The sequence below is a fragment of the Ruegeria sp. CL3 genome (assembly GCF_056536505.1).
Map to the genome: position 1 here is coordinate 264,979 of NZ_JBQFPT010000004.1, position 13,251 is coordinate 278,229.

Genomic DNA, 13,251 nt, shown 5'->3' on the forward strand with positions numbered 1-13,251 from the left:
TTACCTTAGGGCAGCTTCGATTGCGCCCTGAACCTCTTCGATTTCGCCCAGTCCGTTGATCTTGGTCAGTTGACCCTTGGCATAATAGTAGCCGATCAGCGGCGAGGTTTTCTTGTAGTACTCCATCAAGCGGGTCTTGAGGCTTTCCTCATTGTCATCCGCGCGGCGCTTGAAGTCATTCTCTTTGCCGCAATTGGAGCATTTGCCGTCTGCGGGAATCGGCTTGGTGATGTCGTTGTAGACCTCGCCACAGCCGCCACATGTCGAACGCGCGGTGATCCGTTCGACCAGAGCGGCATCGTCGACTTCCATCTCGATCACGGCGTCCAGGCTGTTGCCGGTGCTGTCCAGCAACTCACCCAGCGCGTCGGCCTGTGCCAATGTGCGCGGGAAGCCGTCAAAGATGAAACCGCCCTCTGCACCTGCGTCCAGCTTTTCACGGATCAGACCGATCACGATCTCATCGGTCACAAGCTGCCCTTTGGCCATAACCTCGGCCACACGGTTGCCCATCTCGGTGCCGCTATCCTTGGCCTCGCGCAGCATATCACCAGTGCTAAGCTGCACCATACCGCGTGTTTCGACCAGATGACGCGCCTGGGTACCTTTACCGGCACCCGGGGGGCCAAGCAGAATGATATTCATCGACGAGCAGCTCCCTTTCTGCCGCGTTTCTTGCCTTTGCCGCGCAGTTGGGACTTTTCGATAAGCCCTTCATATTGGTGCGCCAGTAGGTGGCTCTGAACCTGTTGGATCGTGTCCATGGTTACAGAGACGATAATCAGAACCGAGGTGCCACCGAAGTAGAACGGGATGGCAAACTGGTTCCGAACGATTTCTGGTAGCAGACAGACCAGCGCGAGATAGGCCGAACCCAGAACCAGAACGCGGTTGACCACGTATTCCAGATACTCAGCGGTTTTCTTGCCGGGGCGAATACCAGGCACAAAACCGTTCTGCTTTTTCAGGTTGTCGGCCACGTCATCCGGCTTGAAAGATACGTTGAACGTATAGAAATACGCGAAGAACACGATCATCGACGCGAAGAACAGCAGATAGAGCGGTTGTCCGGGGCCAAAGTTCGCCAGCAGCCACGACATGACCGGACCGTTGGCCGCACCCGACGAGAAGGTCGAGATCGTCACCGGCAGCAACAGCAGTGAGCTGGCAAAGATCGCAGGGATAACGCCCGACGGGTTGACCTTGACCGGCAAGTGGCTGGAGCCGCCTTCGTAGACTTTCATACCAGCCTGACGGCGCGGGTATTGAATGTGGATCTTGCGCAGGGCTCGCTCCATGAACACGACAAACGTGATCACGACGATGACCATAAGGATCACACCAACGATCACGGCTGGGCTGATTGCGCCCGAACGACCCGAGGCAAAGAACTGCGCCAGAGCGGCCGGAACCTCGGCGATGATGCCGACGAAGATGATCAGAGAGATACCGTTGCCAATGCCGCGCGCGGTGATCTGCTCACCCAGCCACATCAGGAACATGGTGCCGCCAACCAGAGTAATCATGGTCGACATGCGGAAGAAAAGGCCCGGATCGGTCGCCAGATCGCCCGATTCCAGCGAAACAGCCAGACCATAGGCCTGCACCGTGGCCAGCGCCACAGTACCGAAACGAGTGTACTGGTTGATCTTCTTGCGCCCCTGCTCGCCCTCTTTCTTGAGTTGCTCGAGCGCGGGAACCATGGATGTCAGCAGCTGCACGATGATCGAGGCCGAGATATAGGGCATGATGCCGAGGGCAAAGATACCCATTCGACCCAGCGCCCCGCCGGTGAACATCGAAACCATGCCGCCGATGCCTTGCCCCGCTTGCTCCATGAATTCACGAAGAGCTTGTCCGTCGATTCCCGGCACCGGAATGAAGGTGCCCAGGCGATAAACGATCAACAAACCCAGTGTAAACAGGATGCGGTTGCGCAGATCGGTGGCTTTGCCAAGGGCAGACCAGCTTGTATTGGCTGCCATTTGTTCTGCTGCTGATACCATAAATCGGTCTCTCTTATGAAAACACCGCCCAGAACCGTTTTCCGGCTCGGGCGGCGTCTGGGAAAACTTAGTGCTCTATGTAAGCGGGTCTTCGCCCGCTCACAAGCGCTTACTCTGCCGCAGCAGCTTTTGTGACCGTCAGTGAGCCGCCCGCTTTTTCAACTGCCTCAACGGCAGCTTTCGAAGCACCTGTCACTTCCAGGTTCAGTTTGGCGCTAACCTCGCCTTTGGCCAGAACGCGGATACCGTCCAGCTTGCGACGAACCAGACCCGAGGCAACCAGAGCGTCCTCGGTGATCGCAGCTTTGGCGTCCAGCTTGCCGGCGTCGACGAATTTCTGGATCAGGCCCAGGTTGATAACGGCGAATTCCTTGCGGTTCGGCTTGTTGAAGCCACGCTTGGGAAGACGTTGGTACAGCGGCATCTGGCCGCCTTCGTAGCCGTTGATGGCCACACCCGAACGGGATTTCTGACCTTTGATACCACGGCCACCCATTTTACCTTTACCGGAGCCTGGACCACGGCCAACGCGGGTCCGTTTCGGTGCGGCGCCTGGGTTATCGCGCAATTCGTTCAGTTTCATATCGCTTCTCCTAAGCCGGATGTGACCCCGAAGCGTGATGGGCCAAACACGGCGTTTCTTGGTTTTGATTCTCGTGGGCGCAATGCCACCGGGGCGCTCTACAGCTTTGTGGCCCGCGTTGCAAGTGGTGCGTGGATGCGTGGCCCGCCAAACGCAAAAGAGACGCCCCGCAGGACGCCTCTTCACGTGTGAGTGGTGGGGGAGTTCAGGCGCAGTAAGCGTGCTTGTGCGCAATATCGGCGATATCGCAGCGACGGACTCCGATATCGTCCAGCTCGCGATTGCTGAGCCGCTGCAGTTCGGCGTAGGTCCGCTGGTATTCGGCAGCCCGAGCCCGCGCGACTTTGATGCGTTCAATAAGTGCGGAAACGCGTGCGCCGAAATTGAAGGTCGAGGGGGTGAGTGTTGCAGTATGTGCCATTTTCTTTCCTTTCAGACCGAGGCGTATTCCCCGGCAAATTTTGTGTTCCTTTTGGATACAGCAAGCAGATAGGAAGAGGTCATGCGGCCAACAACGCCAGTTACGGTCTAGCAGCTATGCAAGGCGGACATATCCAGGTTCGGCGGCGAGGCGATCAGCGCGGCACACACCGCTCAAAACCTGCCAAAATTGACGAATCGAGCGATTTCCGATAACTTTGTCATATTGTTTAATGTGTTATGGAGCGTGAAATGACGTGGAATTTTTGCACGTGTTTTGCAGTGGTTTTAATAACTGCAATTGCATTAACGGCTGTATCAACGGCCCCGGCGTCAGCCTGCAACCCAAGATATCAGCTCTGCTGAACCTGAGTCCCAATCGTCAATCCCAGCATAACTGGCTGCGTGACGAAAACCTGTCTTGGCAAAGGGGTCGGACATGTCGTTCTGGACCGGAAAGAAAGAGTCGCTTGTTCAAAGCCTGGTCGAGATCACCTTCAAAGCCTTGCTTTCAGGCCTTGTGATCGTGTTCTTCGCTCAATTTCTGATCGCCATGGTGGACAACCGGATCGAAGTGGCATCGAAACGCGATGCGCTGAATACGTTTCGAAATGATCAGCTGACCATGCTGACCACGCGGTTCACAAAGGCTTACATGTCCACCGACTGCGCACGAAGCCTGCGCAGTGTCGACGTTGATACCTGTCAGAGCGAGTTTTCGGCCCTCCTGACCGAACTCAATTCGATCTATCTCGAGCTTAGGATTCATTATCCAGACCAAGATTTCGATAACCTTCTAAGCCTAGAAACCCTGACCAACACGATGCGGGCGCAACCCGAGGACATTGATCAGGCCGCTCTGGATGTATTCGCGTCCACTTTTGGCGCCTCATTAGACGAAATAGCGCAGAATTTCCGATAGAAATGAGATTTTTTATGATTAAAAATACAGTCTATGCTCTCACTCTAACCTGCTCGGTCTCAACGGGTTTTGCCCAAACAACCTCAAACGGCATCCCGGAGGGAGGGCGCTGGGTCGTGGGCGGGACATTCGCGCTGTCCAATATCGGCAACAATGAACCCAGAGGCAAAAAGAGCTACTCTGGCGCAGAGAAAGAGGCCAACAGGGTCGCCACCTTCTTGCCCGGCATGACAATCGTCTACAATCTTGAACCTACGCCGGGACGGTCCGGGTATCTAACAGGCACAACGCACAACGGGATCCGTGTCGTGGTGCTGGAGGGTGAGCTTTCAAACGGTGCCTTTAGCGACCGTGACACTACAGATGTGGTGACCCACCATTCCTACACCGGATGCCGAGATCTGGCTTGCACCTCTGAGGCTGAAGTTGGGATCGGGTTCTCATTCCAGATTGAAGAAGCCGACGATGACAAGCTCGTGCTGTTTAATCCACAGTCGGAACTGCGTATCGTGCACACGCGGGAAGGGTTCGATCAGTTGGAGGCACGCGGCTACACTACTCAGGTCAAGGATCGCGTTCACCCCCGCCTAATCATTCACGACGGCTACGCCTCCGAAGTTTCGACGGGCTGCGGCCTTGTGCGCAGTGTCCTGCCCGACATAAAGGCCCCCAAGGCAGAGTATGAAGCCAAGCCATCCGAGTGGGCGGCCAACAGTCCAAACTGGTCACTAAAGGCGATCGAAGTCTTTGGCTTGGGCGACGTCGCGCTGAATGCTGCAGGTACAGAATATGTCGGCACTTTGGCCGCTGAAATCGGGACCGGCACGGAATCCGCAAGCGGCCCTGTGTCGTTGGACTTCACGGTCATCGCGTATCGGGATTCCGAATGGGTTAATGAAGAGTTCTACAAATTCGGTGGTCTGGCCCAGACGGTCACGTGCCGCCGTGAGAACCCAAGCTTCGGCAAGCTACTGCCGCGCTATGTCGAAAACGCCTATCTGCATTTCGATGTGACGCCGGGGGAAGAGCCTCAGGACTTTCCTCTGGCTGGCCGTGAACTGCCCGATCAATTCGAAGGCGACAAGGAACTTCAGGATGAACTAAGGGCCTATCTTCCGCGCGCCTTCTACTACAGCGTGAACAATCACCGACAGTATCAGGCGCTGTTCGAGGCGATCGTTGCCGAGACGTCGATCCTCTACCCGTCTGCAATTGCGAATGTCATCGCACGTCTGAACGCGTCATGCGCGCGTCAGAGCCGAAAAGACTGTGCAAAAATCGTGGATCGGGTCGGAAACCTGAACAACAACTAAAGCGACGCTAAGGTTTTGGTCGGTTTGGTTGGCCTATTTTGCGGCCAACCAAAATGGCTACTTCCATAGCATTTCAAACTAGGCTGATCTGGCGCTTAAATGGCCGCTTTGCGGCTTTCGTCAAGATAAATCTCGCGCAAGCGTTTGGCGATTGGGCCGGGGGTGCCATCGCCCAGCGCCACGCCATCAATCTCAACCACTGGCATGACAAAGGCGCTGGCCGAGGTGGTGAAAGCCTCATCAGCCTCTTTCGCTTCGTCGATGGTGAACAAGCGTTCCTCGACCTCCATCTGCGCCTCGGCAGCCATGCGCAGAACGGCCTTGCGGGTGATACCGTGCAGGATCTCATTCGACAGCGGGCGGGTGACGATCTTGCCGTTCTTTACGAAATAGGCATTGTTGCTGGTGCCCTCGGTGACATGACCGTCTTCGATCATCCACGCATCATCACACCCGGCAGCCTTGGCCATCATCTTGCCCATCGACGGGTAGAGCAGCTGCACGGTCTTGATGTCACGACGTCCCCAGCGGATATCCTCGATCGAGATGATCTTGGCGCCTTTTTGCGCCGCAGGGCTATCCGCCAATCCCGGCTTGTTCTGCGTGAACAGAACCAGCGTCGGCTTGGTTTCGGCGGAGGGGAACACAAAATCCCGGTCCCCATCGCTGCCGCGCGAGACCTGCAGATAGACCAGACCTTCGTCAATCTCGTTCAACTCGACCAGCTTGCGGTGGATCTCCAGCAGTTCATCCTTGGTGCAAGGCTCAGCCATCTGCAGCTCGTCCAAAGAACGTTTTAGGCGCACCGCGTGGCCTTCAAAGTCGATCAGCTTGCCATCCAGAACGCTGGTCACCTCATAGACGGCATCTGCCATCAGGAAACCACGGTCAAAAATGGATACCTTGGCCTCGGTTTCGGGCAGGTATTCGCCATTCACGTAAACGGTGCGGGTCATGTGTTGTCTCCTCAGCCCCAAAGTGCCGCACTGGGCGGATGAACTCCGGCGTCGTCAAAAATCATCGGGTTGGTGCGGTCTTCGGCCAACAGAAGCGGGCCGTCAAGGTCTGTCACCATCGCACCCTGCGCCAGCAATGTCGCAGGGGCCATGGCCAGAGAGCTGCCGACCATGCAACCGACCATGACTTTGTAGCCCTCGGCCAACGCCGCCTCGCGCAGCAGCAAAGCCTCAGTCAGACCACCGGTCTTGTCGAGCTTGATGTTCACCACATCATACTTGCCCTTTAGTTTGGGCAGGCTGGTCCGGTCATGGCAGGATTCATCTGCACAGACAGGCACCGGACGCTCCATGCCGATCAGCGCGTCATCCTGGCCTGCGGGCAACGGCTGCTCGACCAATTCCACGCCCAACCGTACCAGATGAGGTGCCAAATCCGCATAGACCTCAGCCGACCAACCTTCGTTGGCATCAACGATGATCTTGGATTTCGGCGCGCCCGCGCGCACGGCCTCCAACCGGGGCATGTCGTCCGGAGTACCCAGCTTGATCTTCAAAAGCGGGCGATGCGCGTTTTCTGCTGCTTGCTTTTGCATCGCGTCGGGCGTCGCCAAAGACAGGGTATAGGCGGTGATTTCAGGCCCCGGAACCGGCAGACCGCCCAGGTCCCAAGCGCGCTTGCCCGCACGCTTGCACTCCATATCCCAAAGAGCGCAGTCCACAGCGTTCCGCGCGGCCCCGGCGGGCAGCAGGTCCATCAGCGATTGCCGCGTGAACTCGGCAGGCAGCGCGGCGATTTCAGCCTCGACCGACTCGAGCGTTTCGTCATAGCGCGCGTAGGGCACGCATTCGCCCCAGCCCTGATGGGTTCCGTCCGAAATTCGAACCGTCAGAACCTTTGCTTCGGTTCGCGACCCGCGCGAGATGGTAAACACCTGCGCCAGCCGAAACACATCACGAGAGACCTCAACCTGCACGCGCCTGCTCCTTCATCTTTTCAAAAATACGCCCGCCTGAGGCGATCCTCCGTCGGGTTTCTTTGATCACAGAGCGGACAGAGCATCCACCAGTTTCCCCGCACCAAAGCGATAAGGGTCAGTGGTGGGCAGGCCCATCTCTTCCTCGACCTTGGCCAGATAAGCCGTGGCTTCATCCTCGCTCAGGTGCTGGGTGTTGACCGAGACGCCAACGACCTGACAGGCAGGATTGCCAACCCGCGCCAGAGGCAGGGCGGTGTCGCGCAGCTGCTGCAGCGTCGGCAGCGAATACTCGGGCAGGCCGCGCATATGGGTCCGGGTCGGCTCATGGCACAGGATCAACGCATCGGGCTGACCGCCATGGACCAGCGCCATGGTGACGCCCGAATAGGACACGTGATACAAAGAGCCCTGCCCCTCAATGTGATCCCAATGATCTTCATCATTGTCGGGCGTCAGGTATTCGACCGCACCCGCCATGAAATCCGCGACAACCGCGTCGAGTGGAACACCTTGACCGGTGATCAAAATACCGGTCTGGCCAGTGGCACGGAAAGTGGATTTCATGCCGCGCTTGCGCATCTCGGCATCCATCGACATCGCCGTATACATCTTACCCGCCGAGCAATCGGTGCCTACAGCCAGGCAACGCTTGCCGCTGCGTTTCTTGCCGTTTGCGATGGGGTATCCAACGGTCGGCACGCGCACATCGTGCAGGGTGCAGCCGTGGGTCTGAGCGGCCGCAACCAGATCGCCTTCGTCCCGCAAAAGGTTGTGCAGGCCCGACGCGATGTCATAGCCCATTTCGAGCGCCTCGATCAGAACGGTTTTCCAGGCCTCGCTGATCACGCCGCCGCGGTTGGCGACACCGATAACCAGCGTCTTTGCACCGGCCTCTTTGGCCTCGGCCAAAGTCATATCGGTCATACCCAGATCGGCCTTGCAGCCCTCCATGCGGTACTGGCCTACAGCATTTTCCGGACGCCAATCACGGATGCCGATAGCAACTTTGGCGGCCAACTGGTCGGGCGCATCGCCCAAAAACAACAGATACGGTGTCTCGATCATTGCGTCGCACTCCTTTAATTCCGCGCCAAACTAAAGAACCACGTGAACGAGCGTTTCGCGAATTTTCACTACATACATCCCCTTACCAATATTTTTTCGCGCATTTTGACGTCTGGTCGCAAAATTCTTCGAAGTTTTTAAAATGAACAAACTTTAAGCACCCGCGAACTGCGCCTTGCGCAAGAAATGCTGCGTGCGCATTGCCGCATCTGCACAATGACCCTTGCGCCGCATTGCGCAATTTAATATCTCGAACGAGAACCAAAACGTAACTTCATTACTCTTGCGAGGTCCCGATGAGTTTCCGCATCCAACCCGCCGCTCCGGCGCGACCAAACCGTTGCCAGTTGTTCGGCCCTGGCTCGAACACAAAGCTGTTCCCGAAGATGGCGGCCTCAGCTGCGGATGTGATTAACCTGGATCTTGAGGATTCGGTTGCACCCTCTGACAAGGACGTCGCCCGCGCCAATGTCATCAAGGCGCTGAACACCGTCGATTGGGGCAACAAATACATGTCCGTGCGGATCAACGGGCTGGATACGCCCTATTGGTACCGCGATGTGGTGGACCTACTGGAACAGGCCGGAGACCGCCTTGACCAGATCATGATCCCCAAGGTCGGCTGCGCAGCGGATGTCTACGCCGTGGACGCTCTGGTCACCGCAATCGAGCGCGCAAAGGGTCGGACCAAACCGATCTCGTTCGAAGTCATCATCGAATCCGCGGCTGGCATTGCCCATGTCGAGGAAATCGCCGCGTCGTCGCCCCGAATGCAGGCGATGAGCCTGGGTGCTGCAGACTTTGCGGCGTCCATGGGCATGCAAACCACCGGGATCGGCGGCACGCAAGAGAACTACTACATGCTGCGCGACGGTGAGAAACACTGGTCAGACCCGTGGCATTGGGCACAGGCCGCCATCGTCGCCGCGTGCCGCACCCATGGCGTTCTGCCAGTCGATGGGCCCTTTGGCGATTTCAGCGACGATGAGGGCTATATCGCGCAAGCCAAACGCTCGGCCACTTTGGGTATGGTCGGCAAATGGGCGATCCACCCCAAGCAGATCGCGCTGGCCAATCAGGTCTTCACCCCGTCGGATGAGGCGGTCTGTGAGGCCCGCGAAATTCTGGCCGCGATGGAACAGGCCAAAGCCAATGGTGAAGGCGCGACAGTATACAAGGGCCGTCTGGTCGACATCGCGTCGATCAAACAGGCCGAGGTCATCGTAGCCCAAGCCGAATTGATTGCAGCGAACGGCTAAGCCAAATCGGTTCAAGGCACCAATACGGTGCCTTGTTCTGGTTCAGTTATGTCCGAAGATATCGTTCGGGACCCATTCGAGGTCCTGACCGTCCTTGCCCCATTTCATCATCAGGCAAGAGCTTCCGCCCTTTTGGAAATACAAAGTGGTCAGCTCGTACCACCCCGCCTCGGGGATTTCGACTTCGGTAACACCGTTGCCTTCGCAGGGTTGGGTGCCATCGTAGTACCCGATGGTCTGGCCGCCCAACTTTGTTTCCGCACCATCGTTTGAATAGACCTCAAACTGGTACATACCCGGTTCGTCAATCCTGATCAGCCCGGTGATCTCCGCCGCGACATTGTAAGGCTGCGAGGCTGTCATGACCGGATCACCATCTTCGGTATCGCGAAAATCAAAGGCGGGCACCGGGTCGGCAGCGACGCCGATCGTATCAATCCACTCCTGCGCCTGCTCGAGGCTTTTGATCTTTTTCGGCGCTTCTGCATAGACCACATTCAAGCCCGGCTTCACATCGGTCTGCACCGGAGCAAGCTCAGCCGTTTCCGCCGCGAGACTTGCCGTTCCTGCGAGGACCGCAAGGGTTGAGATTAGTGCCGTTCGCGAAAACATGTCGCCTCCCCCATATGATATCTATCAGGCCGCACCGAAGCATTTTGCGGAATTAGAGTCAAATTCCCGTCCAATAAGACGTAAACCTTCGATCAACTCCGCAAATCCTTGGGCGAACCCATGACCACATATGACGTGATCGACGTGACATGGGGCAGTGTTCCCAGCACATCGGTGTGAAAAATCTTGTACGAAGGAAGGTCCGCGCATTCCACGCGCAACAGATATTCTATTGTACCGGTGATATTGTGGCATTCAACCACTTCGGGCGCGCGTTGCAAGGCCCGTTCAAAGCCTTCCTGAGCTGCCTTTGTATGCTCTCCCAGACCAACGCCGATATAGGCGACAAAACCCTTACCCAGCGCGGTCGGGTCCAGAACAGCGCGGTATCCGGTGATGACTCCGGCCTTCTCCAACTCTTGCACGCGACGCAAACAGGCCGAGGGAGATAGCCCGACACGATCTGCCAGCTCAAGATTGCTGATGCGCCCGTCCGTCGAGAGTTCGCGCAATATTTCGCGGTTTATACGATCCATCTTAGTCATTAGTTGCCAAACTAGGTCATTTACGCACAATAACGCAATTTCATTTGTGCCATTTGCGGTAAACATCCCTCGCATGACCTACGACATCCTTCTGGCCCTGATCGCGTTTGCCTTCGTCTCGTCCATTACGCCGGGACCGAACAACTTGATGCTAATGGCATCTGGTGCCAATTTCGGCTTTCGGCGCACGATTCCTCATATGCTGGGAATCGGGCTTGGTTTTACCTTCATGGTGCTGCTGGTTGGCGCGGGTCTGGTGCAGGTTTTCAACCAATACCCGGTCAGCTACACGGTGCTGAAGGCAGCCTCGGTCGCGTATCTGTTGTATCTGGCGTGGAAAATCGCGCATGCCGCTCCGGCCGAGAAAGGCGCTGAGGTGGGCACGCCGATGAGCTTTTTACAGGCCGCCGCCTTTCAATGGGTCAACCCAAAGGCCTGGGCGATGGCGCTGACCGCGACGACGGCCTATGCGCCAGGGCAGACCTTCAATGTCATCATCATCGTTGCGCTTGTGTTCGGAGCGGTCAACTTACCCTCAGTCAGCACCTGGACGGTTCTGGGGCAGCAAATGGCGCGGGTCCTGACGAATCCGCGCCGGTTGGTGGTGTTCAACTGGACAATGGCAGCCCTGCTTGTGGCCTCGCTCTATCCGGTGTTGTGGCCGAGCTGATCACTTCAGCGGCAGGCAGATCTCGGTTACTAGATCTTCTGGCGCAGTATCGCGCGGATCGTTGAGGTAGATCTCGTAACAGGGTTGATCTGCTGGCTCTTCCCCTGACTCAGGCAACCAATTCCCGAACAGACTGTGGTAGGCAGCCTCCAAGCCTGAATAGGGCCCCTTGTAGGTCAGCACAGCCGTCTTTCCCCCGGCGATCTGCACGTCCTCCATCCCATCGGGGGTACATTCCCCACGGAATTCGGCCCCGGCATAGCTGCGCAACTGATCCTCTGGCACCTCATCTGGGCTGTCGAAGTAAATTCCAACCACAGGGCCAACCTGCGGCCAAAGCTGACGAGACTCGCACAAAGCGCCGAATGCTTCAAAGCTTTTGCCAATTTCGGAATATGCGCCTTTGTGCGGCAAGGCGATCACGCGGCGGGCGGGTTCGGTTCGGGTGGTCACGGGATGCATCGGATATCCTCCGGTTTTGAAGTTTGGATGGGCTGGCAGAAACTGACCGGCTTTGCGAAAGGCCGCGGGGCTGCTGCCATAAGCCTCGGTAAAGGCCCGGATGAAAGAGTTCGGGTTGGGGTAGCCAACGGAATGCGCAACCTGCGACATCGAGTTGTCTGACCGGACCAGCTGGACCGCAGCACGGTGCAGCCTGATCCGACGCACCGCCTGAGCACAGGTCTCACCTGTCAAAGCGCGGAACACGCGGTGCCAATGAAACCGCGACATCGCGGCGACATCGGCCAGCGCATCCAGCGACAGATCTCTATCGGGGTGATCGTGGATAAAGGTCAGCACCCGCAGGATGCGGTCCTAGTAACTGGTTGCCATTTGGCTTCCCTTCCTTCTCTGCCCAATCGTGGTCGCATAATCTGCTCTCACAAATCTTGCTGAGTTGCATCCCAAGCGACCACACGTCATATAGCAGGGAACTTCCGCGTTGAGAGGCGTCATGACCCAGTATCTGGATTTCGAAAAACCGCTGGCCGAGATCGAAGGCAAAGCAGAAGAGCTGCGCGCCCTGGCCCGCGCCAATGAAGAGATGGATGTGGCCGAGGAAGCCTCAGCTCTGGACGCCAAAGCCGCCAAGCTGCTGGATGAGCTGTATGCCGATCTGACCCCTTGGCGGAAATGTCAGGTCGCACGTCACCCCGAGCGCCCCCATTGTCAGGACTATGTAAAAGAGCTTTTCACCGAGTTCACTCCGCTGGCCGGGGATCGCAACTTTGCCGACGATCTGGCCGTGATCGGCGGTCTGGCCCGATTCAACGATCAGCCGGTGATGGTGATAGGGCATGAGAAAGGCTCTGACACCAAATCGCGGATCGAACGGAATTTCGGAATGGCCCGCCCTGAAGGATACCGCAAAGCGGTCCGCCTGATGGAGATGGCCGGGCGCTTTGGTCTGCCCGTTGTCACCCTGATTGACACCGCCGGGGCCTATCCCGGCAAAGGCGCGGAAGAGCGTGGCCAGTCCGAGGCGATTGCACGTTCGACCGAGATGTGCCTGAAAATCGGCGTGCCTCTGGTTTCTGTCATCATCGGTGAAGGTGGATCTGGTGGGGCTGTAGCCTTTGCAACGGCGAACCGTGTCGCGATGCTGGAGCATTCAGTCTATTCGGTGATTTCTCCCGAAGGCTGCGCCTCGATCCTTTGGAAAGATGCCGAGAAGATGCGCGAGGCCGCCGAAGCACTGCGCCTGACCGCGCAGGACCTTTACAAGTTGGGCGTCTGCGACCGCATCATCACCGAACCCAAGGGCGGCGCCCATCGGGATCGTCCGGCCGCGATTGAATCAGTCCGTGCCGCCATCGCCGCCATGCTGAAAGAGCTGGACGGTAAGGATGCGGCGGCCCTGATCAAGGACCGTCGTCAGAAGTTCCTGGATATCGGTTCAAAAGGGCTGGCGGCGTAAAC

At 57.4% G+C, this 13,251-nt stretch carries 15 protein-coding genes; 5 read left to right on the top strand and 10 right to left on the bottom strand.

Annotated elements, in window-relative coordinates:
- The 4 genes from ACR0NO_RS07775 to ACR0NO_RS07790 all read right to left on the bottom strand — a co-directional run bounded on the left by ACR0NO_RS07775 (nucleotide 1) and on the right by ACR0NO_RS07790 (nucleotide 3,010).
- Entirely contained in the window at nucleotides 1–645 is a 645-nt protein-coding gene (locus ACR0NO_RS07775) for an adenylate kinase (protein WP_170377639.1), read from the bottom strand.
- Nucleotides 642–2,006 carry a preprotein translocase subunit SecY gene (secY, locus tag ACR0NO_RS07780; RefSeq protein WP_170555668.1) on the bottom strand — a complete coding sequence of 455 codons (1,365 nt, stop codon included), beginning with the start codon at nucleotides 2,004–2,006 and terminating at the stop codon, nucleotides 642–644. Before secY ends, ACR0NO_RS07775 begins: the two co-directional genes overlap by 4 nt.
- 109 nt (nucleotides 2,007–2,115) lie before the next feature.
- On the bottom strand, nucleotides 2,116–2,589 hold the full coding sequence (gene rplO / locus ACR0NO_RS07785; protein ID WP_170377635.1) for a 50S ribosomal protein L15: 474 nt from the start codon (nucleotides 2,587–2,589) through the stop codon (nucleotides 2,116–2,118).
- 205 nt (nucleotides 2,590–2,794) lie between these two features.
- Nucleotides 2,795–3,010, bottom strand: coding sequence for a DUF1127 domain-containing protein (locus ACR0NO_RS07790; RefSeq protein WP_170639237.1), 216 nt, complete (start codon nucleotides 3,008–3,010; stop codon nucleotides 2,795–2,797).
- Between the two features lie 438 nt (nucleotides 3,011–3,448).
- Between ACR0NO_RS07790 and ACR0NO_RS07795 the strand changes: the two genes are divergently transcribed.
- Both ACR0NO_RS07795 and ACR0NO_RS07800 read left to right on the top strand, forming a co-directional pair.
- On the top strand, nucleotides 3,449–3,931 hold the full coding sequence (locus ACR0NO_RS07795) for a hypothetical protein (RefSeq protein ID WP_170555672.1): 483 nt from the start codon (nucleotides 3,449–3,451) through the stop codon (nucleotides 3,929–3,931).
- Between the two features lie 14 nt (nucleotides 3,932–3,945).
- Nucleotides 3,946–5,244 carry a hypothetical protein gene (locus ACR0NO_RS07800; RefSeq protein ID WP_170639236.1) on the top strand — a complete coding sequence of 433 codons (1,299 nt, stop codon included), beginning with the start codon at nucleotides 3,946–3,948 and terminating at the stop codon, nucleotides 5,242–5,244.
- Nucleotides 5,245–5,339: 95 nt separating this feature from the next.
- Here ACR0NO_RS07800 and ACR0NO_RS07805 read toward each other — a convergent pair whose 3' ends face one another.
- From ACR0NO_RS07805 to dgcN, 3 genes are all read right to left on the bottom strand, one after another.
- On the bottom strand, nucleotides 5,340–6,200 hold the full coding sequence (locus ACR0NO_RS07805) for a D-amino-acid transaminase (protein WP_170766377.1): 861 nt from the start codon (nucleotides 6,198–6,200) through the stop codon (nucleotides 5,340–5,342).
- Between the two features lie 11 nt (nucleotides 6,201–6,211).
- On the bottom strand, nucleotides 6,212–7,177 hold the full coding sequence (dgcA, locus tag ACR0NO_RS07810) for an N-acetyl-D-Glu racemase DgcA (RefSeq protein WP_480723532.1): 966 nt from the start codon (nucleotides 7,175–7,177) through the stop codon (nucleotides 6,212–6,214).
- A gap of 66 nt (nucleotides 7,178–7,243) precedes the next feature.
- Nucleotides 7,244–8,245 carry an N-acetyltransferase DgcN gene (dgcN, locus tag ACR0NO_RS07815; RefSeq protein ID WP_170691032.1) on the bottom strand — a complete coding sequence of 334 codons (1,002 nt, stop codon included), beginning with the start codon at nucleotides 8,243–8,245 and terminating at the stop codon, nucleotides 7,244–7,246.
- Nucleotides 8,246–8,541: 296 nt separating this feature from the next.
- Between dgcN and ACR0NO_RS07820 the strand changes: the two genes are divergently transcribed.
- Entirely contained in the window at nucleotides 8,542–9,504 is a 963-nt protein-coding gene (locus tag ACR0NO_RS07820) for an L-malyl-CoA/beta-methylmalyl-CoA lyase (protein ID WP_480723533.1), read from the top strand.
- Between the two features lie 42 nt (nucleotides 9,505–9,546).
- Here ACR0NO_RS07820 and ACR0NO_RS07825 read toward each other — a convergent pair whose 3' ends face one another.
- Together ACR0NO_RS07825 and ACR0NO_RS07830 are read right to left on the bottom strand one after the other, a co-directional pair.
- Entirely contained in the window at nucleotides 9,547–10,116 is a 570-nt protein-coding gene (locus tag ACR0NO_RS07825) for a PA14 domain-containing protein (RefSeq protein ID WP_480723534.1), read from the bottom strand.
- Nucleotides 10,117–10,208: 92 nt separating this feature from the next.
- Nucleotides 10,209–10,661 (bottom strand): Lrp/AsnC family transcriptional regulator, encoded by a 453-nt coding sequence (locus ACR0NO_RS07830; RefSeq protein ID WP_480723535.1) that lies wholly within the window; start codon nucleotides 10,659–10,661, stop codon nucleotides 10,209–10,211.
- Nucleotides 10,662–10,734: 73 nt separating this feature from the next.
- Between ACR0NO_RS07830 and ACR0NO_RS07835 the strand changes: the two genes are divergently transcribed.
- The gene (locus tag ACR0NO_RS07835) at nucleotides 10,735–11,331 is read left to right on the top strand and encodes a LysE family translocator (RefSeq protein WP_170472147.1); all 597 of its coding nucleotides are present in this window, start codon (nucleotides 10,735–10,737) and stop codon (nucleotides 11,329–11,331) included.
- On the opposite strand, the gene ACR0NO_RS07840 is transcribed toward ACR0NO_RS07835, so the two are convergent.
- The gene (locus tag ACR0NO_RS07840) at nucleotides 11,332–12,141 is read right to left on the bottom strand and encodes an AraC family transcriptional regulator (RefSeq protein ID WP_480723616.1); all 810 of its coding nucleotides are present in this window, start codon (nucleotides 12,139–12,141) and stop codon (nucleotides 11,332–11,334) included.
- Between the two features lie 145 nt (nucleotides 12,142–12,286).
- Between ACR0NO_RS07840 and ACR0NO_RS07845 the strand changes: the two genes are divergently transcribed.
- Nucleotides 12,287–13,249, top strand: coding sequence for an acetyl-CoA carboxylase carboxyltransferase subunit alpha (locus ACR0NO_RS07845; protein ID WP_170639227.1), 963 nt, complete (start codon nucleotides 12,287–12,289; stop codon nucleotides 13,247–13,249).
- The last annotated feature ends 2 nt before the right edge of the window (nucleotides 13,250–13,251 follow it).